Annotated in this window: 21 protein-coding genes; 12 read left to right on the top strand and 9 right to left on the bottom strand. The window is 63.1% G+C overall.

Features of this window, described 5'->3' with window-relative positions; genetic code table 11:
• The first annotated feature begins 64 nt into the window (after window positions 1-64).
• The 4 genes from AC1DS5_RS20370 (at window position 65) to icmF (ending at window position 7,349) form a co-directional block, all read left to right on the top strand.
• Entirely contained in the window at window positions 65-1,189 is a 1,125-nt protein-coding gene (locus AC1DS5_RS20370; RefSeq protein WP_477720079.1) for a TRAP transporter substrate-binding protein, read from the top strand.
• Between the two features lie 76 nt (window positions 1,190-1,265).
• Window positions 1,266-1,892: a TRAP transporter small permease subunit gene (locus AC1DS5_RS20375; protein WP_477720161.1), complete on the top strand. Its 627-nt coding sequence runs from the start codon at window positions 1,266-1,268 to the stop codon at window positions 1,890-1,892.
• A gap of 2 nt (window positions 1,893-1,894) precedes the next feature.
• Window positions 1,895-3,853, top strand: a complete 1,959-nt coding sequence (locus AC1DS5_RS20380; protein ID WP_477720162.1) for a TRAP transporter large permease — start codon at window positions 1,895-1,897, stop codon at window positions 3,851-3,853.
• Window positions 3,854-4,055: 202 nt separating this feature from the next.
• Entirely contained in the window at window positions 4,056-7,349 is a 3,294-nt protein-coding gene (gene icmF / locus AC1DS5_RS20385; protein ID WP_477720080.1) for a fused isobutyryl-CoA mutase/GTPase IcmF, read from the top strand.
• Between the two features lie 299 nt (window positions 7,350-7,648).
• Here icmF and AC1DS5_RS20390 read toward each other — a convergent pair whose 3' ends face one another.
• From AC1DS5_RS20390 to AC1DS5_RS20415, 6 genes are all read right to left on the bottom strand, one after another.
• On the bottom strand, window positions 7,649-7,813 hold the full coding sequence (locus tag AC1DS5_RS20390) for a hypothetical protein (RefSeq protein ID WP_477720081.1): 165 nt from the start codon (window positions 7,811-7,813) through the stop codon (window positions 7,649-7,651).
• A gap of 74 nt (window positions 7,814-7,887) precedes the next feature.
• A complete protein-coding gene (locus tag AC1DS5_RS20395) occupies window positions 7,888-8,724 on the bottom strand; it encodes an amidohydrolase family protein (RefSeq protein WP_477720082.1) in 837 nt (278 codons plus the stop codon).
• A 5-nt stretch (window positions 8,725-8,729) separates the two neighbouring features.
• Entirely contained in the window at window positions 8,730-9,749 is a 1,020-nt protein-coding gene (locus AC1DS5_RS20400) for a tripartite tricarboxylate transporter substrate binding protein (protein ID WP_477720083.1), read from the bottom strand.
• A gap of 47 nt (window positions 9,750-9,796) precedes the next feature.
• Window positions 9,797-10,537, bottom strand: a complete 741-nt coding sequence (locus AC1DS5_RS20405; RefSeq protein ID WP_477720084.1) for a GntR family transcriptional regulator — start codon at window positions 10,535-10,537, stop codon at window positions 9,797-9,799.
• Window positions 10,538-10,730: 193 nt separating this feature from the next.
• On the bottom strand, window positions 10,731-11,669 hold the full coding sequence (locus AC1DS5_RS20410; protein ID WP_477720163.1) for a Bug family tripartite tricarboxylate transporter substrate binding protein: 939 nt from the start codon (window positions 11,667-11,669) through the stop codon (window positions 10,731-10,733).
• 251 nt (window positions 11,670-11,920) lie between these two features.
• Window positions 11,921-12,754 carry an aldo/keto reductase gene (locus AC1DS5_RS20415; protein ID WP_477720085.1) on the bottom strand — a complete coding sequence of 278 codons (834 nt, stop codon included), beginning with the start codon at window positions 12,752-12,754 and terminating at the stop codon, window positions 11,921-11,923.
• Window positions 12,755-12,965: 211 nt separating this feature from the next.
• On the opposite strand from AC1DS5_RS20415, the gene AC1DS5_RS20420 reads away from it, so the two are divergent.
• The gene (locus AC1DS5_RS20420; RefSeq protein ID WP_477720086.1) at window positions 12,966-13,277 is read left to right on the top strand and encodes a cupin domain-containing protein; all 312 of its coding nucleotides are present in this window, start codon (window positions 12,966-12,968) and stop codon (window positions 13,275-13,277) included.
• 24 nt (window positions 13,278-13,301) lie between these two features.
• On the opposite strand, the gene AC1DS5_RS20425 is transcribed toward AC1DS5_RS20420, so the two are convergent.
• Window positions 13,302-14,372 (bottom strand): DUF6352 family protein, encoded by a 1,071-nt coding sequence (locus tag AC1DS5_RS20425; RefSeq protein WP_477720087.1) that lies wholly within the window; start codon window positions 14,370-14,372, stop codon window positions 13,302-13,304.
• A 454-nt stretch (window positions 14,373-14,826) separates the two neighbouring features.
• On the opposite strand from AC1DS5_RS20425, the gene AC1DS5_RS20430 reads away from it, so the two are divergent.
• The 6 genes from AC1DS5_RS20430 to AC1DS5_RS20455 all read left to right on the top strand — a co-directional run bounded on the left by AC1DS5_RS20430 (window position 14,827) and on the right by AC1DS5_RS20455 (window position 22,410).
• On the top strand, window positions 14,827-17,217 hold the full coding sequence (locus tag AC1DS5_RS20430; protein WP_477720088.1) for a DUF6600 domain-containing protein: 2,391 nt from the start codon (window positions 14,827-14,829) through the stop codon (window positions 17,215-17,217).
• A gap of 408 nt (window positions 17,218-17,625) precedes the next feature.
• Entirely contained in the window at window positions 17,626-18,432 is an 807-nt protein-coding gene (locus AC1DS5_RS20435; protein WP_477720089.1) for an ABC transporter ATP-binding protein, read from the top strand.
• Window positions 18,432-19,136, top strand: a complete 705-nt coding sequence (locus AC1DS5_RS20440) for an ABC transporter ATP-binding protein (protein ID WP_477720090.1) — start codon at window positions 18,432-18,434, stop codon at window positions 19,134-19,136. Before AC1DS5_RS20435 ends, AC1DS5_RS20440 begins: the two co-directional genes overlap by 1 nt.
• 81 nt (window positions 19,137-19,217) lie before the next feature.
• Window positions 19,218-20,411, top strand: coding sequence for an ABC transporter substrate-binding protein (locus AC1DS5_RS20445; protein ID WP_477720091.1), 1,194 nt, complete (start codon window positions 19,218-19,220; stop codon window positions 20,409-20,411).
• Between the two features lie 82 nt (window positions 20,412-20,493).
• Window positions 20,494-21,378: a branched-chain amino acid ABC transporter permease gene (locus AC1DS5_RS20450; protein WP_477720092.1), complete on the top strand. Its 885-nt coding sequence runs from the start codon at window positions 20,494-20,496 to the stop codon at window positions 21,376-21,378.
• A 60-nt stretch (window positions 21,379-21,438) separates the two neighbouring features.
• On the top strand, window positions 21,439-22,410 hold the full coding sequence (locus tag AC1DS5_RS20455; RefSeq protein ID WP_477720093.1) for a branched-chain amino acid ABC transporter permease: 972 nt from the start codon (window positions 21,439-21,441) through the stop codon (window positions 22,408-22,410).
• 89 nt (window positions 22,411-22,499) lie between these two features.
• Here the strand turns inward: AC1DS5_RS20455 and AC1DS5_RS20460 are convergent, their stop codons facing one another.
• Window positions 22,500-23,546, bottom strand: a complete 1,047-nt coding sequence (locus AC1DS5_RS20460; protein ID WP_477720094.1) for a GlxA family transcriptional regulator — start codon at window positions 23,544-23,546, stop codon at window positions 22,500-22,502.
• A 109-nt stretch (window positions 23,547-23,655) separates the two neighbouring features.
• On the opposite strand from AC1DS5_RS20460, the gene AC1DS5_RS20465 reads away from it, so the two are divergent.
• Entirely contained in the window at window positions 23,656-24,294 is a 639-nt protein-coding gene (locus AC1DS5_RS20465) for a cysteine hydrolase family protein (RefSeq protein WP_477720095.1), read from the top strand.
• Window positions 24,295-24,449: 155 nt separating this feature from the next.
• Here AC1DS5_RS20465 and AC1DS5_RS20470 read toward each other — a convergent pair whose 3' ends face one another.
• A complete protein-coding gene (locus AC1DS5_RS20470) occupies window positions 24,450-25,265 on the bottom strand; it encodes a class II aldolase/adducin family protein (RefSeq protein WP_477720096.1) in 816 nt (271 codons plus the stop codon).
• Between the last annotated feature and the right edge of the window lie 7 nt (window positions 25,266-25,272).

Below are 25,272 nucleotides of genomic sequence, written 5' to 3' on the forward strand. Positions count from 1 at the left end.
CCGCAGCCAATCAATGGCAAATGATGCTTAGGTAGGTAATGTTTTTACAACAGGAGACACGTCGATGACCGATCCCAAAACCCCTCGCCGCCGCAGCCTGCTCAAGGGCGCGGCAATGGCCGCCGGCGCTGGTGCCATGTCCGCCCCCATGCTGGCGACCGCGCAAACCACCACCACGCTGCGTTTCCAGAGCACCTGGCCAGCGAAGGATATCTTTCATGAGTTCGCCAACGACTTTGCGAAAAAAGTCAACGACATGGCCAGCGGCAAACTCAAGATCGAGGTGCTCCCCTCCGGTGCGGTAGTGCCTGCATTCCAGCTGCTGGAAGCCGTCAACAAGGGCACGCTGGACGGCGGTCACGGCGTGGTGGCTTACCACTACGGCAAGAACACGGCCCTGGCGCTGTGGGGCTCCGGTCCGGCCTTCGGCATGGACCCCAACATGGTCCTGGCCTGGCACAACTATGGCGGCGGCAAGGCCTTGCTGGAGGAAATCTACAAGTCGCTCAACATGGACGTGGTGTCCTACCTGTACGGCCCCATGCCCACCCAACCCTTCGGCTGGTTCAAGAAGCCGGTCTCCAACGTCTCGCAGATGAAGGGCGTCAAGTTCCGTACCGTAGGCCTGGCGGTTGACATGTACACCGACATGGGCGCAGCCGTTAACCCGTTGCCCGGTAGCGAGATCGTGCCGGCGCTGGATCGCGGCCTGATCGATGGCGCCGAGTTCAACAACGCCACCTCCGATCGCCTCCTGGGCTTCCCCGATGTGGTGAAGAACTGCATGCTGCAAAGCTTTCACCAGAGCGGCGAGCAGTTCGAGATTCTCTTCAACAAGGGCAAGTACAACGCGCTGCCGCAAGATCTGAAGTCCATCATTGACTATGCGGTGCAGGCCGCCAGCGCGGACATGAGCTGGAAGGCAATCGAGCGCAACTCCAAGGACTATATTGAGCTCAAGAAGCAGGGCATCAAGTTCTACAAGACGCCCGACTCCATCCTCAAAGCCCAATTGGCTTCGTGGGACAAGATCGTTGAGAAGAAGAGCGGCGAGAACGCGTTGTTCAAGAAGGTGATTGAGTCGCAGCGCGCCTATGCCGAGCGTGCCTGCCAGTGGCAGAACGACTATATGGTTGATTTCAAGATGGCTTACAACCACTTTTTCGCCAAAGGTGCCAAAAAGGCCTGACAGCACGCCGGTCATCTGACCATGCCAGCCACACTGGGATGCCGGGTGGCTGGTTTGTTTTTTTAAAAAGAAAATGATGAAAGTCCAAACACTTCTACATACGGCTGACGAGATCAGCACCTGGGTGGGCAAGGCTTTTGCCTGGCTCATCGTGGTGCTGATGCTGCTGGTGGTCACTGAAGTCTTCAAACGCTATGCGCTCAATGCGCCAACCGCCTGGGTCTTCGACGCCAGCAACATGCTTTACGGCACCCTGTTCATGATGGGCGGCGCCTACACCCTAGCCCAGGACGGCCATGTGCGCGGCGACTTCCTCTACGGAAGCTTCAAGCCGCGTACCCAGGCCAGTATCGATCTGGCACTTTATGTGTTGTTCTTCCTGCCCGGCATTGCCGCCCTGACCTGGTCCGGCTGGACCTACTTTCAGGATTCACTGGCCATCCACGAACAAACCTTCAACGCAGACCCCCTGCCGATTTACCCCTTCAAATTCATGATTCCCCTGGCGGGCGCCCTGGTGCTGATGCAGGGTATCTCCGAAATCATCCGCTGCCTGGTCTGCCTGAAAACCGGCGAGTGGACGCCCCGACTCCAGGATGCCCAGGAGTCTGATGTGGTGGCGCAGCAGCTGGCGAGCAGCGAGTACGTCGATGAGGAAGCCAAGCGGCTGGCCATCGAGAAATCCAAAGGAATGAAGGGTTGATGATGAGCCACGCCGCACTCGGTTTAACCATGCTGTGCCTGATCGTGGTCGTGATCATGATGGGTTTTCCCACCGCGTTCACGCTCATGGGCCTGGGCATGATGTTTGGCTTCGTTGCCTTTTACGACCCGGCCACGCCCTGGCTGGACAACAAGATTTTCGACCTGATGGTTCAGCGCGCCTTCGGCGCCATGAACAACGACGTTTTACTGTCGATTCCGCTGTTCGTGCTGATGGGCTACGTCATGGAACGTGGCGCGCTGGTGGACAAAATGTTTCACAGCGTTCAACTCGCGTTTCGCAAGCTGCCCGGTTCGCTGGCCGTGACCACGCTGGTGATCTGCACCTTCTGGGGTATCGCCAGCGGCCTGGTCGGCGCCGTGGTGGTGTTGATGGGGGTGATCGCCATGCGCCCCATGCTCAACGCAGGCTATGACACGCGGCTGGCCGCGGGTGTGATCACCGCCGGGGGCACGCTGGGTATTTTGATCCCGCCTTCGGTGATGATCATCGTCTATGCGGCCGTGGCGGGTCAGTCGGTCGTCAAGCTGTATGCAGCCGCCATGTTTCCAGGCTTTTTTCTGGCCTTTCTGTACCTGATCTATGTGATCGGCTGGTGCATGATCAACCCAAGAATTGCGCCCAAGCTGCCGCCGGAGCAGATGAAGGCCCCGATCTCGCCCTGGGTCGCGCATATCTCGTCCAGCTATTCGCGCTTCATGCTGCCCGCGCTGCTGGCGGCGGTGCTCTCGCCCGCCAAGGCTTTACGCAAAGGCGTCGAGGGCGTGAACCTGAACTGGTGGCGCTTGCTGGCCGCCCTGATGCGCGCTTTGGGGCCGGTCATTCTGGCTGTAGTCACCTTGGGCTCGGTCTGGTGGTATGTGACCATCTACTCGCAACAGGGCGACGAGCCGGCGCCCGTCGCGGCTGTGCAGCTGGCGCAGAAGGCCAAGGTCGCAGGCACCGAAGTACAAGTACCCAAAGTGCCTGAGGCAACCGGGGGTCTGCAGGAGCCACCGGCGGATACGGGAGCCGTGCAGGAGCCGCCGGCTGAAGGTGCCCTGCAGGCACCTCCTGACTCTGGCGACGTGGCGGAGCCGCCCGGCTCCGCGCCGCGCGACGCCAAGGTCGAAAAGGATGAACCCCTGCAGGACATGGGCAGCGGGGAAGCGACCAACGCACCTAAAACCGAGCCGGTGCCCCAGGAGTTTTACTACGGCTTCCTGATTACCTGCGTCATCACGCTGGCATTGCTGGGCTACTACTACTGGCAGTTCGACGCCGAGCAGTATGAGATTGTCTCCATGCTGATCCATTCGGTCGCACCGCTGGGAATTCTGACCTTTGTGGTGCTGGGGGTGATCCTGTTCGGCATCACCACTGCCACCGAATCGGCGGCGGTGGGGGCGGCTGGCGCCTTCCTGATGGCCTGGCAGGCCAAGTCGCTGACTTTCCAGAAGATCAAGGAAGCGGTGTTCCTGACCGCCAAGACCACCTCCATGGTGTGCTGGCTGTTTGTCGGCTCGGCGTTGTTCTCGGCCGTGTTTGCGATTCTGGGCGGCCAACGCCTGGTCGAGACATGGGTGCTGTCCATGGACCTGTCGCCAATGCAGTTCCTGCTGCTGTCGCAAGCCATCATCTTCGTGCTGGGCTGGCCGCTGGAGTGGACCGAGATCATCGTCATTTTTGTGCCGATCTTCCTGCCGCTCCTGCAACACTTCCAGATCGACCCGATGCTGTGGGGTGTACTGGTGTTCGTCAACCTGCAGGCGGCCTTCCTGTCGCCACCGGTGGCCATGTCGGCCTTCTATCTGAAAGGGGTGTCACCTTCGCATGTGACGATCAACCAGATATTCGCGGGCATGATGCCTTACATGCTCATCGTGATCCTGTGCATGGTGTTCATGTACATCTGGCCGGGGCTGACACTCTGGCTGCCGAAATACCTTTATGGTGGATAAGCACCCGGCCACAGTGGCCGTTCGGGAATCAAGGGCGCGCAAGCGCCCTTTTTTTCTTCTTCATGGCCCGTGTCCAGGGTACACCGTGAAGGCGAAACTTGACGGCATCCCGCGAAACGGTAAGATTGACGTTTACGTAAACGTCAATCACGCTCAATCAAGATCACCGGCGCCTGATATGCGCCAACCCCGGAGACAACTCATGACCGATCTGTCCGCAGAATACAAGGCACTGGCCAGTTACCGCCCCACGCACAAGGTGCGTTTTGTCACGGCAGCGTCGCTGTTTGACGGTCACGATGCTGCCATCAACATCATGCGGCGCATCCTGCAAGGCATGGGCGCCGAGGTCATTCACCTCGGCCACAACCGCAGCGTGGACGAAGTGGTGACGGCCGCCCTGCAGGAGGACGTACAGGGTATTGCCATCAGCTCCTACCAGGGCGGGCATGTGGAGTATTTCAAGTACATGGTCGATTTGCTGAGAAGCCGCGGCGGACAGCACATCCAGGTCTTTGGCGGCGGCGGCGGCGTGATCGTTCCGCCCGAAATCCGCGAGCTGCATGCCTATGGCGTGGCGCGCATCTACAGCCCCGAGGATGGCCAGAAAATGGGGCTGGCAGGGATGATTGGCGAGATGGTGATGCGCTGCGACAAGGACCTGACCGGCCTTGCCCCCAAGGACATCCATGTCATAGAAGGCCATGGCGAGATGAACTGGCGGGCGCTGGCGCAGCTCATCACGGCGCTGGAAAACGACAAGGCCGACCCGGCCCTGGTTGAGGCCCTGCGAGCCCAAGCTGCTACCAAAAAGATACCGGTACTGGGCATCACCGGCACCGGCGGCGCGGGCAAGTCATCCCTGACCGACGAGTTGATTCGCCGTTTGCGGCTGGACCAGAACGACCAGCTGCGCGTGGCCGTCATCAGCATTGACCCGTCGCGCCGCAAGAGCGGCGGTGCCCTGCTGGGCGACCGCATCCGCATGAATGCCATCAACCCCTGGAGCCAGGGACCGCGCGTCTTCATGCGGTCGCTGGCCACCCGCGAATTCGGCAGTGAAATCTCTGCCGCCCTGCCAGACGTGATTGCCGCCTGCAAGGCCGCCGGCTTTGACCTGATCGTCGTCGAAACGTCCGGCATTGGCCAGGGCGACGCTGCCATCGTGCCGCATGTCGATGTGCCCATGTACGTGATGACGCCCGAGTTCGGCGCTGCCAGCCAGCTCGAGAAAATCGACATGCTGGACTTTGCCGAGTTTGTGGCCATCAACAAGTTTGACCGCAAGGGCTCGCTCGACGCCTTGCGCGACGTCTCCAAGCAGGTGCAGCGCAACAAGGAAGCCTGGACCACGCCAGCCGACCAGATGCCGGTCTTTGGCACCATGGCCGCACGCTTCAACGATGACGGCGTCACCGCGCTGTACCAGGCGCTCAAGCCGCGGCTGGCCGCGCTGGGCCTTGCGCTCGAGCCGGGCGGCCTGCCGGTGGTGGAGGTTCGCCACAGCACCAACCAGACGCCGGTGGTGCCCGCCGCCCGTACGCGCTACCTGGCCGAAATCAGCGACACGGTGCGCGGCTACAAGAAACGGGCGCGCGAGCAGGCCAGGCTGGCGCGCGAAGTCCAGCAGCTGCAGGCCGCCGCCACCATGCTCAAGCTCGACAAACCCGAGCGGGCGCCTGCCGCAGAGGCCGCGCTCGACCTGGCAGGCCAGCGCAAGGCAAGCATGGACGCCGACGCCCGCCACCTGCTCGGCCAATGGCCCGACATGCAAAAAGCCTATGCCGGCGATGAATACGTGGTGAAGATCCGCGACAAGGAAATCCGCACCGCGCTCACCACCAAATCGCTCTCGGGCACCCCCATCCGCAAGGTCTGCCTGCCCAAGTACGAAGACCACGGCGAGACGCTGCAGTGGCTGATGCTCGACAACGTGCCCGGCAGCTATCCCTACACCGCCGGCACCTTCGCCTTCAAGCGCGAGGGCGAGGACCCGACCCGCATGTTTGCCGGCGAAGGTGACCCTTTCCGCACGAACACACGCTTCAAGCTGCTGAGCGAAGGCATGGCCGCCAAGCGCCTGTCCACCGCCTTTGACTCGGTCACGCTGTACGGCAACGACCCCGCCGTGCGCCCCGACATCTACGGCAAGGTCGGCAACAGCGGCGTCAGCATTGCCACGCTGGACGACATGAAGGTGCTCTACGGCGGCTTCGACCTGTGCAGCCCCAGCACCTCCGTGAGCATGACCATCAACGGCCCGGCGCCGACCATCCTGGCGATGTTCATGAACACCGCCATCGACCAGAACCTGGAGAAATTCAAGGCCGACAACGGCCGCGAGCCCACCGACACCGAAGCGGCCAAGATTCGCGAATGGGTGCTGGCCAATGTGCGCGGCACCGTGCAGGCCGACATCCTGAAGGAAGACCAGGGCCAGAACACCTGCATCTTCTCGACCGAGTTCAGCCTGAAGGTGATGGGCGACATTGCGCAGTACTTCGTGCACCACAACGTGCGCAACTTCTACAGCGTCTCCATCAGCGGCTACCACATCGCCGAAGCCGGCGCCAACCCGATTTCGCAGCTGGCCTTCACGCTGTCCAACGGATTCACCTTTGTCGAAGCCTACCTGGCGCGCGGCATGCACATCGACGACTTCGCGCCCAACCTGAGCTTTTTCTTCAGCAACGGCATGGACCCGGAGTACACCGTGATGGGCCGCGTGGCGCGCCGCATCTGGGCCGTGGCGATGAAGGAACGGTACGGCGCCAACGAGCGCAGCCAGAAGCTCAAATACCACATCCAGACCTCGGGCCGCAGCCTGCATGCGCAGGAAATCCAGTTCAACGACATCCGCACCACGCTGCAGGCACTGATCGCGATTTACGACAATTGCAACAGCCTGCACACCAACGCCTTCGACGAGGCCATCACCACGCCGACCGAAGAGTCGGTGCGCCGCGCCATGGCCATCCAGCTCATCATCAACCGCGAATGGGGCCTGGCGAAAAACGAAAACCCCTCACAGGGCGCGTTCATCATCGAAGAGCTCACTGAACTGCTGGAAGAGGCCGTGCTGCTGGAATTCGAGCGCATCGCCGAGCGCGGCGGCGTGCTGGGCGCCATGGAAACCGGCTACCAGCGCGGCCGCATCCAGGACGAGTCCATGCACTACGAGATGCTCAAGCACACCGGCGAGCTGCCCATCATCGGCGTCAACACCTTCCGCAACCCGCATGGCGACGCCGTGCAGGACAAGCTGGAACTGGCGCGCTCGACCGACGAGGAAAAGCAGAGCCAGCTCAAACGGCTGGAAGACTTCCAGCAGCGTCACGCCAGCGAATCACCGGCCATGCTCAAACGCCTGCAGAAAGCGGTGATTGAGAACAACAACGTGTTTGAGGTGCTGATGGAGGCTGTGCGGGTCTGCTCGCTGGGGCAGATCACCAATGCGCTGTTTGAGGTCGGCGGGCAGTACCGGCGGAATATGTGAACGGGTGCGGGCTCCAAAAAGCTTTTTCGTTCGGTCGAATAGTTGGTCTGTGAGGCAACATTTGGCAGGCAAACACACCCCCTCCACCCTCAAGAGAAGTCCCAGCCAGCGTACGCCAGCCGCTGGAGCCGATGGATGCCTTCCTGGTAGCCGCCAAAGCGGAATCGGTCAGCTGTGCTGCCACGGCCAAACACACACTCACACTCCGGCAGCACCCAAAAAATAAAGCCGGGCTCCTGCACTGGGCAGAAGCACCGGCTGCTAGCCTGTTAACCAGACCTCGGGGAAAACGGGAGGGCTTAGCCGCCTTTTTTCGGGCGCTTGCCGGGGTTCTTCTTGCTGCGGGTGGACGTGCCGCGCTCCAGGCTGATCTTCTGGCCGCGGCCAGAGGTGATGGTGTAGCCCTTGGGAGGGATTGGCTTGGGGGCGCAGATGTCGGCTTCGACTCTGATTTTTTTAGGCATGGAAGACTCCGGTTAAAAATGGCTTAACCTGTGATTTTAAGCCACTCCACGCCCGTTGCCGCGCCAGGAGCCGCTCAGGCATACAGCATCGAGGGCGCCCGGTCCCATGCATGGCTTTTTTGCGCCGCAGACAGGGCACGCGCCACGGGCTCCCACATACTCGCGTAAGCCGGCATGGCATCCGGTGCGAAAGCCGTGTGCGGCCAGTCCGAGCCCCAGACCATGCGCCCTTCAAACAGCTGCGCCACTTTCCGGATCGAATCATCCAGTGCCTCATAAGGCGGTGCGGCATGCAGGCGGTACCAGCCCGACAGCTTGACCCAGGCGCCCAGCTCCGCCAGTTGCGCCAACGACTGCCAGGCCGCATGGCCTGAGGGCAGGCCCGCATGCAGGCCCGCCAGGTGATCAAGCACGGCGGGCACCGGGCTGGTGGCATGCAGGGCCGCGATGGCGGACAAATCCTCCGGGCGGGCGTACCACTGCACGTGCCAGCCGAGTGCATGCAAGCGGGGGGCCAACGCCTGAAAGCTGTTCGACGTGGCCTGGCCGTTCAGCCCATTCAGGCTGTCTCCCACCGGAGAGACCAGGTTAAAGCGCACGCCCCGAACACCCAGCGCATGCATGGCTTCAAGCGCCGCATCGTCAGCCGATGGCGCCAGCACCACGACACCGCGATGCCGCCCCTTGCCGGCACGCAGGGCATTCAGCAGCACCGTGTTGTCGGTGCCATAAACACTGGGCTGTACCAGCACCAGATGGCCAACGCCATGACCCTGTGCCAGCGCCTCAATGTCGGCCAGCGGCCGGTGCACCGGCTTGTAGTGGCCAGGCGCCACGCTGGCGTCACCGTCAAACACATGGACATGGCTATCCCAGCCCGCTGCAAGCACGTCTACAACATCACCGGGCATTGATGTCAACCTACCGTGATTTTGCGGTCGCGCACCACCCGCCCCCACTGTGCCTGCTGTGCCTTGAGAAAAGCGGGCACCAAACCCTCCGGACCGTCAGGAAATACCTCGCCGCTCAAGGCACGGATGCGGCCCAGCACCTCAGGGTCTGCCATCGCTTTGCGCAAGGCAGCCACCAGAGTGGTTTTGACGTTGAGGTCCATTCCGGCGGGTGCCAATACCGGGTTCCATTCCAGCACCTCATATGCGGGCACACCGGCCTCTTCCATGGTCGGAATGTCGGGCAAGGCGCGCGTGCGGCGGCGGCTCGTCACCGCCAGCGGACGCAGGCGGCCCGACTGAATCTGCCCCAGCGAAGACGCTACATTGGCAAAAAACAGCGGTACCTGGCCTGCCATGACATCGTTCATGGCGGGTCCGCCGCCACGGTAGGGCACATGAACCAGGCTGACACCGGCACGGTCTTCAAACAGGGCCCCCGCCAAATGCTGGGCCGACCCATTGCCCGATGACGCGTACGAAATATGCCCCGGTTTGGCCTTGGCCATCCGGATCAGGTCCTTCACGTTTTTGGCTTCAAAACCGGGCGTGCACACCAGCACATTGGGAAACAGTGCCAACACCGCCAGCGGCGTGAAGGCCTTGTCCGAGTCATAGGGCAGTTTGGGAAAGAGCGCCGGATTCACCGCAAAAGACGAGGCATCCAACAGCAACTGGGTACCGTCAGGCATGGCCCGCGCCACCTGTCCCGCCGCAATCTGGCCGCTGGCGCCGGGCTTGTTGTCGACCACCACAGTCTGCCCCAGGGCTTCAGCCAGTTTCGGGGCAATCAGGCGCGCCATCAAGTCGGCACCGCCGCCTGCCGCATAGGACACCACCAGCGTGATGGTTTTGCCGCCCGCAATCTGGCCGGCGGCTCGCGCCAGCGTCCAGGGCGCGGCAACTGTCGCCGCCGTAGCCTGCAAAACCTGCCGGCGGGAAAAGTGGCCTGAGTGGGTGGATTCAAGGGCTCGAATCGGCTTCATGGTGGGGTCTTTCGATGTTTCTGGAAATGATCAAAGGGGACATTGGTTCAGGTGATCGCGATGGTGTAGTGAAAGGCATGGGCGTCGCCCCGCGTGAAGCGCACTTCGACACAATGACCCGCGAGGTCATACGCATTGCGGGTGACCAGCGCGCACGGGTGGCCCGCAGGCAATGCAAGGTGCCGGCCCTGCGCCGCCGTGAGGGCACCAAAGGCAATTTCATCCACCGCGCGGTGCACATGGACACCGCAACGCTCGGCAAACAGGGGGTAGAGCAAATCGCCCCAGGCGCCGGTGTCGCCATCGGCCAGCTCGGCAAAGAGTGCCAGTGGCAGCCAGATTTCTTCATAGACGCCGGGCTGGCCCGCGAAAGAACGAACCCGCAGCAGGCGCAAGGCGGTGTCACCGCGTGCCAACCCCAGGCGGCGCGCCACCTCGGCAGGTGCGACCAGCGTCTGGCGCGACACGATGTGTGAGGCGGGCACCTCGCCCGTCCCCTCGCCAAAGCGGAAAAACCGCATCATGGTGGCGCCCGTCAGGCCTGACCGCACGAAGGTGCCGCGCCCGTGAATGCGCTCAATCAGGCCCTGGTCGGCCATCAACTCCAGGGCACGGCGCAAGGTGCCCAGCGCCACGCCGTGTTCGGCGGCGAGGGTCTGCTCGGCCGGCAAGGCGCTGCCCGGTGGCCATTCGCCCGCCACCACCCGCGCACGCATGGCAGCGGCCAGCGCCGCATAACGGCTTTGGCCCGGTTCGGTGGGCACCACGGTCAGGGAAGGAATCGCCATGATTGATCTAGTCCTATAGATGACTAGATCATGTCACAGGACAACAAGAGCGCCGTCAGGGTTTCCACCTATCGAGGGATTTGTCGGGCTCTGCAGGCGGGCCTGGGCCGCCTGCAGGAAGGGTAAAGAACAAAAGGGCAAGGACGGGCGCACGGCGCGCCGCCTGCGCACAAGGCATTGCGCCTTGCGCTGCTTATTCGATGGTGGCGCCGGACGCCTGCACGATGCTTTTCCACTTCTGGTAGTCGGCCTTCAGCAGGGTGGAGAATTGCTCTGGCGTCATGTTCTGCACTTCGGCGCCCTGCGCATGGATGGCCGCCTTCATGTCAGGCGTAGCCAGCAGCTTGTTGACCTCGGCATTGACCGTGGCCACGATCTCCTTGGGCGTGCCAGCCGGCATGAACAGCCCATACCAGGTGCTGACGTCAAAGTCCTTGTAGCCCAGTTCAGCCACCGTCGGCACCTCGGGCAGCGAGGTGCTGCGGCGGGCCGACGTGACGGCCAGCGGGCGCAGCTTGCCCGACTTGATTTGAGCCATCGCCGAAGGCAGCGAAGACACCATCAGGTCCACGTTGCCGGCGAGCACATCCATCAAGGCGGGGTTGGAGCCCTTGTAAGGCACATGCCGGATGTTGATGTGGGCGGCATTCTTGAAGATCTCACCGGCCAGATGAATCGTCGTGCCGTTGCCCGGCGAGCCATAGGTGATCGAGTCCGGCGCGGCCCGCGCAGCAGTCACCACCTCTGCCAGCGACTTGAAGCGCGACGCGGTGCTGGTGACGATCACCACCGGCGTGTAGGCCACATGCGCCACCGCCACCAGGTCTTTGGTCGGGTCGTAGCTGAGGTTTTTGTAGAGCCAGGGCGCCACCACCATATTGTCTTTTTGCCCCATCACCATGTCATAGCCAGTGGGCGCGGCGCGCACGGCTTCGGCGATGCCAATGGTGCCGCCAGCACCGGCGCGGTTGTCCGGAACCACCGTCCATTTGCTCGCTTCGGTCAGCTTGTTGGCCACCAGGCGCGACAGGATGTCGGTGCCACCGCCAGGCGGGAAAGGCACGATCAGGCGCACGGGTTTGGCGGGATAGGGCTGGGCTTGCGCGGCGCACAGCGCCAGCACGAGGGCCATGAAAGAAAAAAACTTGCGAAGCACGGTGGGCTCTCCTTGGGGGTCTGCGGGCGCGGAACGCGCATGCAAGCAGCGCGTCGGCCCAATGCGTAATACTTGACGCCTGACGCTTGGCGCCTGATGTCGGTTGAGCCTGCAATTTTATTCGCCGGCCCGTCTGTGCTGACCGCCCATGGGCTGTGATCCGCGGGGACCAGCCTCTCGTCCGGCGATGGGGGCAAGGCCAGGAGGAAGTCTGCCTGCGTTCCGCGTCAGATCATCTCCAGCGGCGCAGGGCCTGCCGGCGGACGAAAGATCGCATCCAGCTCGGCGAGCTGCTCACCGCCGAGTTCGATGTCGGCAGCCGCCACATTCTCCCGCAGCCGCGTCGCATGGCCTGTCTTGGGGATGGCCATGACGCCGTCCTGAGCCAGCAGCCACGCCAGCGCGGCCTGGCCGGGCTGCATCTGATGGCGCCGGGCAAAACGAGCCAGCCCGGCATGGCGCAACAGGCGCGACTGTTCCATGGGCGAATACGCCATGACGGGAACCTTGCGTTCGCGCAGCCAGGGCAGCAGGTCCCACTCAATGCCGCGGCGTGTGAGGTTGTAAAGCAGCTGGTTGGTCTGCACGCCCGGCCCGCCCGGCAGCAACCACAACGCCTTCATGTCGGCCATGTCGAGATTGCTGACGCCGTAGTGCCGGATCTTGCCGGCCTTTTGCAGCGCCATGAAGGCCTGCAGGGTTTCCGCCAAAGGCACGGAGCCACGCCAATGCAGCAGGTAAAGGTCAATGCGGTCGGTGCGCAGCCGGCGCAGGCTGCGCTCGCAGGCGGCCACCGCACCCTCCCGAGAGGCATTGTGCGGATACACCTTGGTCACGATGAAGGCCTCATCACGCCGCCCTTGCAGTGCTTCGCCGACCAGTTCCTCGGCGCTGCCCTCGCCATACATTTCCGCGGTGTCCACCAGCGTGCAGCCCAGGTCCAGGCCCAGCCTGAGGGTGGCCAGTTCATCGACCCGCTGCGCCGGCGCCTCACCCATGCACCACGTGCCCATTCCCAGTGCCGGCACGGCTTCGCCACAAGGCAGTAATACGCTTTTCATGGCAGCCATGGTAGCGCCGCATTGCGCCTTACTGGCTCCGGACGCGAAAGACCCAGCCTGCACACGCCGCATTGATTAATGCGTTCATGGAATCAATAGAGCCCGAAGAAATCATGGCTTCATCCGCGCCCCGCCCTAGTATTGCGAGGGCTTTCAATGCATAACCCGCAACCCGCCGCAATCATCACGATAACGATGGAGACACACGAATATGAAGATCATCCGCAGCAAGGATTTCACTGCAGACCGCGCCTGGGGCGCCATGACGATCGCCAACATGAACGGCATCACCACCCGGCTGCACTGGACCGACCAGCCCTACAAGTGGCACGTCAACGAAGGCGAAGAGGTCTTCGCCGTGCTGGATGGCCGGGTCGAAATGCGTTACCGCGATATCGGCGGCCAGTGCTCGGTCATGCTGGAGACCGGTGACATTTTCTTCGCCAGCGCGGGCACTGCGCATGTGGCGGCGCCTGTAGGTGCCGCCCGGGTTCTGGTGGTGGAAGTTGAGAACAGCGACTGAGGCAGAGGCAGAGGCGCTTTGTGCTCACGAAGCCGCGGGCAGCGGGAGGTTCACCAACAGGTTCTGCGGCTTCAACCTGAGCACGCCATCGGCGCTCATCATGAGCCCCAGGTAAACCGGCTTGCCCGCCACATCGGCGCGCATCTCGCGCGGGTCCGCGAACTCCAGCCGGAACAGGCTCACCAGGCGCTGCAGGCGGTCGGGGGCCACGTCCCGGCCTTCATACAGGTCGTTGAGCAAGGCCGTCGCCTCCGCATCCAGCCCCACATGCCAGCGCCAGGCTTCGTCGTCCACCTTTTGCACGGGTGTGATGGTGACGTCTACCCCCAGAAAATGCCGCACCCATTTTTGCAGCACGCTCGCCAGCGCCTTCAGGCCCGAGCGGGCCCGGGTCATCGTCAGTACCAGGCCGTGGCTCAGGTCGTTGCTGACTTCGTGGGTCAGGTCGAGCAGATAAGCGTAGCGATCCCCCTGCTGCCAATAGTCGGGCGCATTGTCATCACTGAGCACGCGCACCTCGACATCGCGTAGCGGCGCCTTCGCTTCCGCGAGAAAGCGCCCGATATCGCCGAGGCCGCCCGTCTCGTTGAGCATGTCCAGCGTTTCACGGTCGCCGCTCAGCACCTGCCCGCCCTCCGTGCTGATGCGCTGGCTGCGAAACAGCATCTCGCCGGCGCGCACTTCGTAGGCATCGGTGGCGTCGTCAAGGAGGTTGCGCGTGATGGCCTGGGTCAGCAAGTCGATGAAAAGCGGCGGTATGTTGATCTGGCCCGTGCCGTCGCGGGGAAACAGGCTCAGGTAGTAGGCCTCCAGCGTGCCGGCAGCCAGCAAGCCGTCGCGAAAGCGCAGAAACAGCCCATAGCTTTCGCGGGCATCGGCGTCCTGCAGGGCCTGCAGTGCCGCAGGCGTCACGGGCTGTCCCGGTGCTTCCACCAGTGCGGCGTGCAGCGCCAGTTCAGCCTGGCACGACTCGGGCACGGGCGCCAGTTCGGGCCGGGCCAGAAAAAGCCGCAGGTAATCGTCCGTGGGCTGGAGCCAGCCACGTTCGTTGCGCTGGAGGTGGTCAAAGCCGCTGGAGGGCCAGAAATTCTGCATCACGCAATCGTCTCATACCGAGTGGCATACCGAGTGGGTGTGGTCGCCCCACTCCCTACTCCCTACTCCCTACTCCCTACTCCCCACTCCCCACTCCCCACTCCCCACTCCCCACTCCCGCTCTTTTGTCGGCAGTATTACATCCTGTTTCAGGGCGGCACATAAATGGTGCAATCTTTACCGGCCCTTAGCTGTCGAACTTATATCTGGCGCGTTATGAGGGTGAGGGTCGTGCATTCAGGACTATCCAGGCCCCTTGAGCGGCAGTACCGGGTATCGCATGTCACGGCCGGGTTTCCCCCATAGGGGCCATATCGACAGGAAGAGAGTGTGCAACGTGACACCATTACCGCAACCGACACTACGACTACCGGCTTTTTTATCCGGCTTTTGTTTCCAGTTTTCGCGCGCTTGCCGGAGCTTTCCGGCGCTTGTTGCCGCGGGACTGCTGGCCGTGCTGCAGGCCACAGCCTGGGCGCAGGCGCCCGGCTCATACATCGACCCCCCCGGCCGCGTGGCCCGGCTCAACCTGATGGAGGGGGCCGTGAGTTTTTCGCCGGCCGACATCGCCGCTTCCCAGGACGCCAGCGCCTGGACGCCCGCCATGCTGAACCGCCCCCTGACCCGTGGTGACCGCTTGTGGACGGGCTCGCGTGCGCGCGCCGAACTGCATATCGGTTCGACGGCCGTACGCATGAGCGAGCAGACCAGCCTGGACTTCCTGGTGCTGGACGACGACGTGGTCCAGTTACGCCTGGCCCAAGGCACCCTGCGGCTGCGCGTGCGCACCCTGTTTGAGGGCCAGCGCCTGGAGATCAACACACCCAATCTGGCATTCGTGATTTCGCAGCCGGGCGACTACCGGCTGGACGCCAACCTGGCCACCGACACCACACGCGTGGTGGTGCAGTCCGGCGGCGGCACCGTCTACGGCGACAGCGGCCTGCCTGTCACGCTGGCCAGCCAGCAGCAGGCCAGCTTCACCGGCACGCAGCTGACGCCCGGGGCGCCGGGCTCCACCGTGCTCGACAGCTTTGACCTCTGGGCTCTGGAACGTGACCGGCTTGAGGACCAGTCGGTATCGGCGCGCTATGTGCCCCGCGAAGTCACCGGCTACCAGCAGCTCGACCTGTATGGCGACTGGAGCCAGGACCCGACCTACGGTGCTGTCTGGCTGCCCCGCGCCGTGCCGGTGCACTGGGCGCCGTACCGCATGGGCTACTGGAGCTGGATAGCGCCCTGGGGCTGGACCTGGATTGACGACGCCCCCTGGGGATTTGCACCGTGTCACTATGGCCGCTGGGCGCTGATCGGTCAGCGCTGGGCCTGGGTGCCGGGCCGGCTGACAGCGCGACCGGTGTACGCACCCGCACTGGTCGTCTTTGTGGGCGGCAGCAGCGGCGGTGTGAACTGGAGCATCTCGATCGGTTCGGGCGGCGCGCCGCGGCCCGCTCTGGGCTGGTTTCCGCTGGCCCCGGGCGAGGCCTTCCGGCCGATTTACCGGGTGAGCCCGCGCTACGTGACGCAGGTGAACCAGAACATCGTGGTCAACACCACGGTCAACGTGACCAACGTCTACCGCTATCAGCGCCAACCTGCGGCCGTCACGGTGGTGAGCGCGGATGACTTTTCCCGCGGCCGGCCCGTGCGCGGCAACCTTGCGCTGAACCTGGCCGAGCTGAACCGGGCGCCGGTGGTGGTCGACCGCAGCGCAATACCCCAGCGCCCCGACGTGCAGCGGCCCCGGCTTGCCGCAGCGGCTGCGCTGCCGCCCGCGCCGGTGGTCACGCAGCCCGTGGTACGCGGTCGGGACGAACGCCGCGAGGAGCGCCGTGACGGCAGGGCACAGCCTGCCTTGCCGGCCGCACCGGCAACCCAGGGGTTGATCGGCGCGCAGCCGCCAGCACGACCGGGGCAGATCATCCCCCCCGCCTTGCAGGACCGCAGTGCCGCCGACACGGAACAACGCGCCCGGCGCGAGCAGCAACAACTGCAACGTGAGCAGGAGCGCCAGCAGCAAGAAGCCACACGACCACAGGATGCGCAGCGCCGGCCGGGCGAAGAGTCACTGATTCAGCGCGCCCAGCGGGAACGGCAGCAGGGCGGCATGCCCGCTGCCAGCCCGGACGCACGGACCGCGGCAGAACGTAATGCCATCGACACGGAGCAACGCGCGCGGCGCGAGCAGCAGCAACAACAACTGCAACGTGAGCAGGAACGCCAGCAGCGCGAAGCGGCGCAGCAACAGGAGGCGCAGCGCCGGCAAAACGAAGAGTCGCTGATTCAGCGCGCCCAGCGTGAACGGGCCGCAGCAGCGGAACGCGGCGCCGTCGAACAGGCGCAGCGGGCACAACAGCAACTCCAGCGCGAGCAGCAGCAACTGCAACGTGAGCAGGAGCGCAAGCAGCACGAAGCGGCGCAGCAACAGGAGGCGCAGCGCCGGCAAAACGAAGAATCGCTGATTCAACGCGCCCAGCGTGAACGGGCCGCAGCAGCAGAACGCAGCGCCGTCGAACAGGCGCAGCGGGCACAACAGCAACTCCAGCGCGAGCAGGAGCGGCAACAACGGGAGCTGATCCGCCAGCAGGACCAGCAGCGCCGGCAAAACGAAGAGTTGCAGGGGCAACGCGCCCTGCGCGAGCAGGCGCAGCGGGCACAAGCAGCACAAGCAGCGCAAGCACAGGCGCAGGCGCAGCAACGCCAGGCCCACGAACTGCAGCAACAGCAACAGCAGCAGCAGGAACAGCGCAAGGCCCAGCAACGGAAACAGGCGCGTGAGGCGGACGCGGCCAACGCACCCGGCCCCCGGCCGGAGGGCTTGCCCGGCCGGTTCCGGGAACAGTAACCCTTCTGCTTCATGATTCGTCACGGCCCTGGATTGAACCAGCGTTAACAGCATCAAGCGGTCCTGCCCACCGGACCCGGGCCGCTTCCGGTTCAAGGTTTTGAGCACGATGCCGCCCATGACACCTTTGCCCGCGTCTGGATCTGAAAGCGGCCAGCCCCGGCAGGTGATGGCAGGTGAAGGCGTCTGGCTCTGGACGGCCGGCGGGTCACTGGAGAAATTTGCGTGACGCACCGTCTCTCCGGACAGATTCACTCGCCTTCGCCGGCAGCGAAACTCGGGTTGCCCATCACGCAAAACTACCTAAGGGTCTTACCCGGTATCGCCACCGGAACCGGATAGCTAGTATGACCAACTGTCTTTCATCGGACCACGGTTTGTGCCCACCTGGTCGGCCACACCGACTCCATGAGTTCACCCCATCATCTGCCGGAGAGCAATTTGTCAGTGGAGTTCATTCTTGAAACGCGAGGGTTGACCAAGGAATTCAAGGGATTCGTTGCCGTCAACCAGGTGGACCTCAAAGTCCAGCGCGGGCATATTCACGCGCTGATCGGACCCAACGGCGCCGGCAAGACCACCTTTTTCAACCTGCTCACCAAATTCCTGCACCCCACCTCGGGCACCATCACCTACAACGGCACCGACATCACGCACGAGCAGCCGGCGCAAACTGCGCGGCGCGGCATTGTGCGTTCCTTCCAGATTTCGGCCGTGTTTCCCCACATGACGGTGCTGGAAAACGTGCGCGCAGCGCTGCAGCGCAACCTCGGCACCTCGTTTCATTTCTGGAAAGCCGAGAGCACCCTGTTCCACCTGCACGAGCGTGCCCGTGAGTTGCTGGCCGAAGTCGATCTGGGCGGTTTTGCCGATGAGCTGACCGTGAACCTGCCCTACGGCCGCAAGCGTGCGCTGGAACTGGCCACCACCCTGGCGCTCGAACCCGAGCTGATGCTGCTGGACGAGCCTACCCAGGGCATGGGCCATGAAGACGTGGACCGCGTCACGCAGCTGATCAAAAAGGTTTCCGCCGGCCGCACCATTTTGATGGTCGAGCACAACATGAATGTGGTGTCGTCGATTGCCGACCGCATCACGGTGCTGCAGCGCGGCGCCATCATTGCCGACGGCCCCTACGCCGAGGTTTCGGCCAACCCGCTGGTGATCGAGGCCTATATGGGAACAGCGAACACCGAATTGCAGGGAGCGCATTGATGAGCAAAGAACTCCTGCGCATAGAAGACCTGCACGCCTGGTACGGCGAGTCGCACATCCTGCATGGTGTGAACCTGACCGTGAATGAAGGCGAGGTGGTGACGCTTCTGGGCCGCAATGGTGCCGGCCGCACCACCACCATGCGGGCCATTGTCGGCATGACCGGCGCCCGCAAGGGCTCGATCAGGATCAACGGCGAAGAGGCGATCAAGCTGGCGCCCCACAAGGTGGCCCGGCTGGGCATTGGCTACTGCCCTGAAGAGCGCGGTATTTTCGCCAGCCTGTCGGCCGAAGAAAACCTGATGCTGCCGCCCAATATTGCCCCCGGTGGCATGAGCGTTGCCGAAATCTATGCCATGTTTCCCAATCTGAAGGAACGTGCAGGCAGCCCCGGCACACGCCTGTCGGGCGGCGAGCAGCAAATGCTGGCCGTCGCCCGCATTTTGCGCACCGGTGCGCGGCTGTTGCTGCTCGATGAAATCTCCGAGGGCCTGGCACCCGTCATCGTGCAAAAGCTAGCCGAAATGATCCTGACGCTCAAAGCCAAGGGCTACACCATCGTGCTGGTCGAGCAGAACTTCCGCTTTGCCGCGCCACTGGCTGACCGTTTCTACGTCATGGAGCATGGCCGTATCGTCAAGCAGTTTTCCCAGGCCGAGTTGTCGCAAAACATGGGCATGCTGCAGGAGTATTTGGGGGTGTAGGCGGTTCGCCGCCAGCCCCCTGCTTGACCCGTTTTTTTGCTTACCCGGTTCCAATCTCACCACCTCAAGAAGGAGACTCTCATGAAACTCAAGACTCTTATCGCCGCCATGGCCATCGGCCTGGGAGCCGCCGCTTCCGCGCAAAACACGGGACCGGTAAAAATCGGCTTCATCACCGACATGTCCAGCCTCTATGCGGACATCGACGGCCCGGCCGGCGGTGAAATGGTCAAGTGGGCGGCACAGGACTTCGGCGGCAAGGTGTTGGGCCGCCCGATTGAAGTGCTGACGGCCGACCACCAGAACAAGGCTGACGTCGCCAGTTCCAAAGCGCGTGAATGGATTGACAAGGATGGCCTGTCGATGCTGATGGGCGGCACCAACTCCGGCACGGCGCTCGCCATGTCCAAGGTGGCCACTGAAAAGAAGCGCCCTTTCATCGTGATCGGGGCCGGCTCCGCCCGCCTGACCAATGAAGACTGCTCACCGTACACCGTGCACTATGCCTATGACACGGTGTCGCTGGCCAAGGTGGCCGGCTCGGCGCTGGTCAAGGCTGGCGCCAAGAACTGGTTCTTCCTGACCGCTGACTACGCGTTCGGCCACTCGCTCGAAGGCGACGCGGCGACTGTCGTCAAGGCCAACGGCGGCACCGTGGCCGGCACGGTGCGCCATCCGCTCAATGCGTCCGATTTCTCCTCTTTCCTGCTGCAGGCGCAAACGTCCAAGGCACAGATCCTGGGCCTGGCCAATGCGGGGGGCGACTTCACCAATGCGATGAAGGCAGCCAAGGAGTTCGGCATCACCAAGTCCATGAAGGTGGCCGGCCTGCTGGTGTTTATCAACGACGTGCACAGCCTGGGCCTGGCCAACACCGAAGGCCTGCAGCTGGCCGACAGCTGGTACTGGAACCAGGACGACGCCTCGCGCAAGTTTGCCAAGCGCTTCTTTGACAAGTACAAGCGCATGCCGTCCAGCCTGCAGGCAGCCGATTACTCGGCCGCCGCCAACTACCTCAAGGCCGTGCAAACCGCCGGCACCACCGACTCCGACAAGGTGATGGGCGCGCTGAAAAGCATGAAGTTTGATGACTTCTACAGCAAGGGCCAGATCCGCGCGGACGGCCGGATGATTCACGATATGTACCTGTTCGAGGTCAAGTCGGCCAAGGATTCCACGACACCCTGGGACTATTACAAAACCATCGCCAAGGTGCCGGGCGAGCAGGCCTTCACCACGGCGGCCGAATCCAAGTGCGCGCTGGTCAAGAAGTAAGTTGGTTGGACCAGTGGCCGGCCGCGCAAGCGATCGGTCACTTACTTTTTTGTATGCTCAAGGCGTGAACTGACGGGCCTCCATGGAAATTTTCGGTATTCCCCATCAAGCGTTCCTGGGCCAGCTGCTGCTGGGCCTGGTCAATGGCGCGTTTTACGCCCTGCTCAGCCTCGGGCTGGCCGTCATCTTTGGCCTGCTGGGCATTGTGAACTTCGCCCACGGGGCGCTCTACATGCTGGGCGCCTTTGCGGCCTGGATCATGCTCGACAAACTCGGCATCAATTACTGGTATGCGCTGGTACTGGCGCCGCTCATCGTGGGCGCGCTCGGCGTGGTGATTGAGCGCCTCTTTCTCAAGCACCTGTACAAGCTCGACCCGCTCTACGGGCTGCTGCTGACCTTTGGCCTGGCGCTGATCGCGGAAGGCATTTTCCGCGAGCTGTATGGCGTGTCGGGACAGAATTACAACGTACCGGAACTGCTGTCCGGCGCCACCAATCTCGGATTCATGGTGCTGCCGAATTACCGGGCGTGGGTGGTGCTGGTGTCACTGGTGGTTTGCCTGGGCACCTGGTTCATCATCGAGAAAACACGGCTGGGTGCCTACCTGCGCGCCGGCACTGAGAACGCCGCGCTGGTGCAGGCTTTCGGCATCAATGTGCCCATGATGGTCATGCTGACCTATGGCGCCGGCGCGGCGCTGGCGGCGCTGGCCGGCGTGCTGGCCGCCCCCATCATCCAGGTTAACCCGCTGATGGGTTCGAACCTCATCATCGTGGTGTTTGCCGTGGTGGTGATCGGAGGCATGGGCTCCATCCTGGGCTCCGTCATTACCGGCCTGGGCCTGGGCCTGATCGAAGGCATGACCCGGGTGTTTTACCCCGAAGCGTCCAACATCGTGGTGTTTATCGTCATGGTCATCGTGCTGATGGTCAGGCCGGCGGGCCTGTTTGGCAAGGAAACCTGAGCCATGACCCCAACCGCCTCTGCCAATGCTTCTGTGACTGTCCCTGTGACCAAGCCTCTCATGACTCAAGCCGCAAAATTCACCCGTATCACCTACCTGGCATTGCTGGCGCTGGCGCTGCTGGCACCCGCCATCGGCTTGTACCCGGTGTTTGTCATGAAGCTGCTGTGCTTTGCCCTGTTTGCCTGCGCCTTTAACCTGCTGCTGGGCTTTACCGGCTTGTTGTCCTTCGGACACGCCGCATTTTTTGGCTCGGCCGCCTATGTCACCGGCTGGTTCATTAAGTCGCAAAGCTGGACGCCTGAACTGGGCATTCTTGCCGGCACCGTGGCCGCCGGGCTGATTGGCCTGGTCGTCGGCGCGGTCGCCATCCGGCGCCAGGGCATTTACTTCGCCATGATCACGCTGGCGATTGCGCAGATGGTGTTTTTTGTCTGCCTGCAAGCACCGTTTACCGGCGGCGAAGACGGCTTGCAGGGCGTGCCGCGCGGCCGCCTGCTGGGCCTGCTCTCGCTCGAATCCGACACCACCATGTACTACTTTGTGGTCGCGGTCTTCGTGCTGTGCTTTTTGGGGATCTCGCGCATCGTGCACTCGCCGTTTGGCCAGGTGCTCAAGATGATCCGCGAGAACGAAGCGCGCGCCATCTCTCTGGGCTACCAGGTTGACCGCTACAAGCTGCTGGCCTTTGTGCTGTCGGCCGCGCTGGCCGGGCTGGCGGGCTCGCTCAAGACCCTGGTCATGGGTTTTGCCACCTTGTCGGATGTACATTGGTCCACTTCCGGCGAGGTGATCCTGATGACCCTGCTGGGTGGCGTGGGCACCTTCTTTGGCCCCGTCTTTGGCGCGGGCATCGTGATCTCGCTGCAAAACCTGCTGGCCGACAAGGTCGGCTCCTGGGTCACGGTCATCATTGGCGTGATCTTCGTGCTCTGCGTGCTGGCCTTCCGCAAGGGCGTGGTGGGTGAGCTGCAGGCCTTCCGCGATCGCCGCCGTCAGGCCTCAGCCGAGGCCGCCCCGCCGCCGGCCTGAACCGGCGAGCAAGTGCCTTCTGCGGCACAAGCTGCAATTGCTACTGTTTTTATAGCCGGCAGGTCCACAGCCATTTCCCAAAAGAACCGCTACCTGCCCCGAAACTCACGCCGGTAGGTGGAGGGCGAGGTGCCCAGCGTCGTCGCGAAGTGCTGCCGTAGGGACACCACGGAGCCAAAGCCGGCATCGATGGCAATCTGGTCCATCGAGCGGTCGGTGGCCTCCAGTTGCCGCTGCGCCAGCGCCAGCCGCTGGCCGGTGAGCCACCGGCCCACCGTGGTGCCGGTGATCTGCCGGAAATGCCGCGTGAAGGTGCGCCGGCTCATGAAGGCCCGATCGGCCAGCGCATCGAGGCTGTGCGGCTGGTTCAGGTTTTCCTGCACCCAGGCCAGAATGACTGAAAGCCGGTGGCCGGTGCTGGTGGCAGGCACGGGCCGCTCGACGTACTGGGCCTGCCCGCCCTGCCGCTGCGGCGCCACCACCATGCGGCGCGCCACGCGATTGGCCACCTCCGCACCGTGCTCGCGGCGCAGCAGATGCAGGCAGCAGTCAATGGCGGCTGCGGTGCCCGCAGACGTGAGCACGTCGCCGTCGTCCACATACAGCACATCCGGCTGGAGCTGCACCTGCGGGTAACGCTCGGCGAAAGCGGACGCCAGGGCCCAGTGCGTGGCGGCGGGCCGGCCGTCCAGCAGGCCGGCCTCGGCCAGGACAAAAGCACCCAGGCATAAGCCGACGACGCGCGCGCCGCGCCGGTGCGCCGCCTGCAGGGCCCTTAGCAAAGCCTCGGGCGGGCGCTCCATGGGGTCGCGCCATGACGGCACCACCACGGTATCGGCTTTGGCCAGCACGCCCAGGCCGTGTTGTACGGCAATGGTGAAGCCGGCTGTGGTTTGCAGCATGCCCGGCTTGTCGGCGCACACCAGCAGCTTGAACCGCGGCAGGTCGGTACCCGAAAAATCGTTGCCGAACACCATGCACGGCACGGACAGGTGAAAGGGACTGATGCCGTCAAAGGCAACCACCGCAACAGTGCGGATCCCGACTACGGAGCCGACTGCCGGGCTGGCCGCGCTGCCGGCTCTGGCCTTGCCCGGGGCTTTGCCGAATGTCTTTTTGGGCGCTTTGGATGACATGGCCCGATTCTATCGACTATTGACATTTGGGCCACTTTCACCAAAACACCGCCAGCCCAACAATCACCTCCATCAACCACCTGTTTCAACTTTTGAAGGAAAACACACCATGTCCAGCACTGATGCAAAATCTCCACGCCGCGCCCTTGTCGTCATCGATGTCCAGATGGAGTATTTCACCGGCGGCCTGCTGATTGAATACCCGCCGGTGGAGCAGACGCTGCCCAATATTGGTCGCGCGATGGATGCGGCCCGTGCGGCAGGTATCCCTGTCGTGGTGGTGCAACACAGCGAGTCCGCCACCGCGCCGCTGTTTGCCAAAGGTTCGGCCCAGTGGGCGTTGCATGAAACCGTTGCGAGCCGCCCGCGCGACCACTTCATCGAGAAAGCCTGGCCCAACGTCTATACCGGCACCGACTTTGACGGCTGGCTGGAGAAAAACAGCATCGATACCCTCACGGTCGTCGGCTACATGACGCACAACTGCGACGCGTCCACGATTTTCGAGGCCACGCACCGGGGCCTGCACGTGGAGTTTTTGCACGACGCGAGCGGCTCCATCCCTTATGCCAACGAAGCCGGCCAGGCCAGCGCGGAAGAAATCCACCGCATCTTCAGCGTGGTGTTTCACACGCGCTTTGCCGCTGTCGGCTCCACCGCTGACTGGGCCGTCGCCGTGCAAGGCGGCCAGGCGCTAAACAAAAGCAATATTCTGGTGTCGAATCAGGCGGCCATCGCGAGGAGGTAGTTTCCGGCATAGCGGACGACCAGTTTTTTTCAAGCGGCTCACGCCCCCAAAAAAGCCGCAGCCTTCAATCATGCTTGACTGGGCGCCGGACATGCCCGGATCTTCCAGCGAGCGCACCTTCACGCTTTTGCCTTGGGCCCGGATTCAACCGGTCATCAGTCAAACATGTCCGGCTGCGTTTTGACCAGGTGATCCCAGATCGGCTGGAAATGCAGCCAGCCGATGTATTCGCTGCCCACATGTTCACGGCTGTAGCGGGCGCGCTCAGGGGTCACCAGGCGCGGTGCAATGCCGGCAGCGTCGATCATCAGTTGTTGCTTGCAGCAGCGTTCCAGCGCGATGAACCAGAAGGCGGCCGCCTCGATGCTGTGGCGGCTGGCCGTGAGCAGCCCGTGGTTCTGGTGAATGGCCGCCTTGACACCCTTGAAGGCCTGGGCCACCTTGTGCCCTGCCTTGACCTCCACGGCAACCTGGCCCGCCTCATCGCCAATGACCACATGATCTTCAAAGAAGGCTGCCGCATCCTGGCTGATCGGCTCCAGCTTTTTGCCCAGTGAGGCAAAAGCGGTTCCATAGACGGTGTGCGCGTGGCACATCGCGACGATATCCGGATGCGCCTCATGCACGGCTGAATGCAGGACAAAGCCGGCGCGATTGATCGCGTGGCGGCCCTCGACGACCTTGCCGCTGTGATCGGCCAAAATCAGATTGGACACCTTGACCTGGGAAAAATGCACGGCCATGGGATTGGTCCAGTACAAGCCGGGGTTCTCCGGATCGCGTACGGTCAAGTGCCCGGCAAAACCGTAATCGAAACCCTGCACGGCAAATGCACGGCACGCGGCGACAAGCCGCTCTTTCAAGTGCCGGCGCTCCTCGGCGGCATTTGAAAACCAGGGGGTTGCCGGATAAATCAGGCCAGCCTGCTCCGGTTGGTAGATGGAAATGCGCGCTTCAAGCACTGCAGACATTTCTTGC

This window comes from Polaromonas sp. P4_H1 (genome assembly GCF_056400945.1).

What these genes read in the sequence shown, in the direction of transcription:
- AC1DS5_RS20370 (WP_477720079.1), top strand. Translation starts at nt 65, where the DNA reads ATGACCGATCCCAAAACCCCTCGCCGCCGCAGCCTGCTCAAGGGCGCG.
- AC1DS5_RS20375 (WP_477720161.1), top strand. Translation starts at nt 1,266, where the DNA reads ATGAAAGTCCAAACACTTCTACATACGGCTGACGAGATCAGCACCTGG.
- AC1DS5_RS20380 (WP_477720162.1), top strand. Translation starts at nt 1,895, where the DNA reads ATGAGCCACGCCGCACTCGGTTTAACCATGCTGTGCCTGATCGTGGTC.
- icmF (WP_477720080.1), top strand. Translation starts at nt 4,056, where the DNA reads ATGACCGATCTGTCCGCAGAATACAAGGCACTGGCCAGTTACCGCCCC.
- AC1DS5_RS20390 (WP_477720081.1), bottom strand. Translation starts at nt 7,813, where the DNA reads ATGCCTAAAAAAATCAGAGTCGAAGCCGACATCTGCGCCCCCAAGCCA.
- AC1DS5_RS20395 (WP_477720082.1), bottom strand. Translation starts at nt 8,724, where the DNA reads ATGCCCGGTGATGTTGTAGACGTGCTTGCAGCGGGCTGGGATAGCCAT.
- AC1DS5_RS20400 (WP_477720083.1), bottom strand. Translation starts at nt 9,749, where the DNA reads ATGAAGCCGATTCGAGCCCTTGAATCCACCCACTCAGGCCACTTTTCC.
- AC1DS5_RS20405 (WP_477720084.1), bottom strand. Translation starts at nt 10,537, where the DNA reads ATGGCGATTCCTTCCCTGACCGTGGTGCCCACCGAACCGGGCCAAAGC.
- AC1DS5_RS20410 (WP_477720163.1), bottom strand. Translation starts at nt 11,669, where the DNA reads ATGGCCCTCGTGCTGGCGCTGTGCGCCGCGCAAGCCCAGCCCTATCCC.
- AC1DS5_RS20415 (WP_477720085.1), bottom strand. Translation starts at nt 12,754, where the DNA reads ATGAAAAGCGTATTACTGCCTTGTGGCGAAGCCGTGCCGGCACTGGGA.
- AC1DS5_RS20420 (WP_477720086.1), top strand. Translation starts at nt 12,966, where the DNA reads ATGAAGATCATCCGCAGCAAGGATTTCACTGCAGACCGCGCCTGGGGC.
- AC1DS5_RS20425 (WP_477720087.1), bottom strand. Translation starts at nt 14,372, where the DNA reads ATGCAGAATTTCTGGCCCTCCAGCGGCTTTGACCACCTCCAGCGCAAC.
- AC1DS5_RS20435 (WP_477720089.1), top strand. Translation starts at nt 17,626, where the DNA reads ATGAGTTCACCCCATCATCTGCCGGAGAGCAATTTGTCAGTGGAGTTC.
- AC1DS5_RS20440 (WP_477720090.1), top strand. Translation starts at nt 18,432, where the DNA reads ATGAGCAAAGAACTCCTGCGCATAGAAGACCTGCACGCCTGGTACGGC.
- AC1DS5_RS20445 (WP_477720091.1), top strand. Translation starts at nt 19,218, where the DNA reads ATGAAACTCAAGACTCTTATCGCCGCCATGGCCATCGGCCTGGGAGCC.
- AC1DS5_RS20450 (WP_477720092.1), top strand. Translation starts at nt 20,494, where the DNA reads ATGGAAATTTTCGGTATTCCCCATCAAGCGTTCCTGGGCCAGCTGCTG.
- AC1DS5_RS20455 (WP_477720093.1), top strand. Translation starts at nt 21,439, where the DNA reads ATGACTCAAGCCGCAAAATTCACCCGTATCACCTACCTGGCATTGCTG.
- AC1DS5_RS20460 (WP_477720094.1), bottom strand. Translation starts at nt 23,546, where the DNA reads ATGTCATCCAAAGCGCCCAAAAAGACATTCGGCAAAGCCCCGGGCAAG.
- AC1DS5_RS20465 (WP_477720095.1), top strand. Translation starts at nt 23,656, where the DNA reads ATGTCCAGCACTGATGCAAAATCTCCACGCCGCGCCCTTGTCGTCATC.
- AC1DS5_RS20470 (WP_477720096.1), bottom strand. Translation starts at nt 25,265, where the DNA reads ATGTCTGCAGTGCTTGAAGCGCGCATTTCCATCTACCAACCGGAGCAG.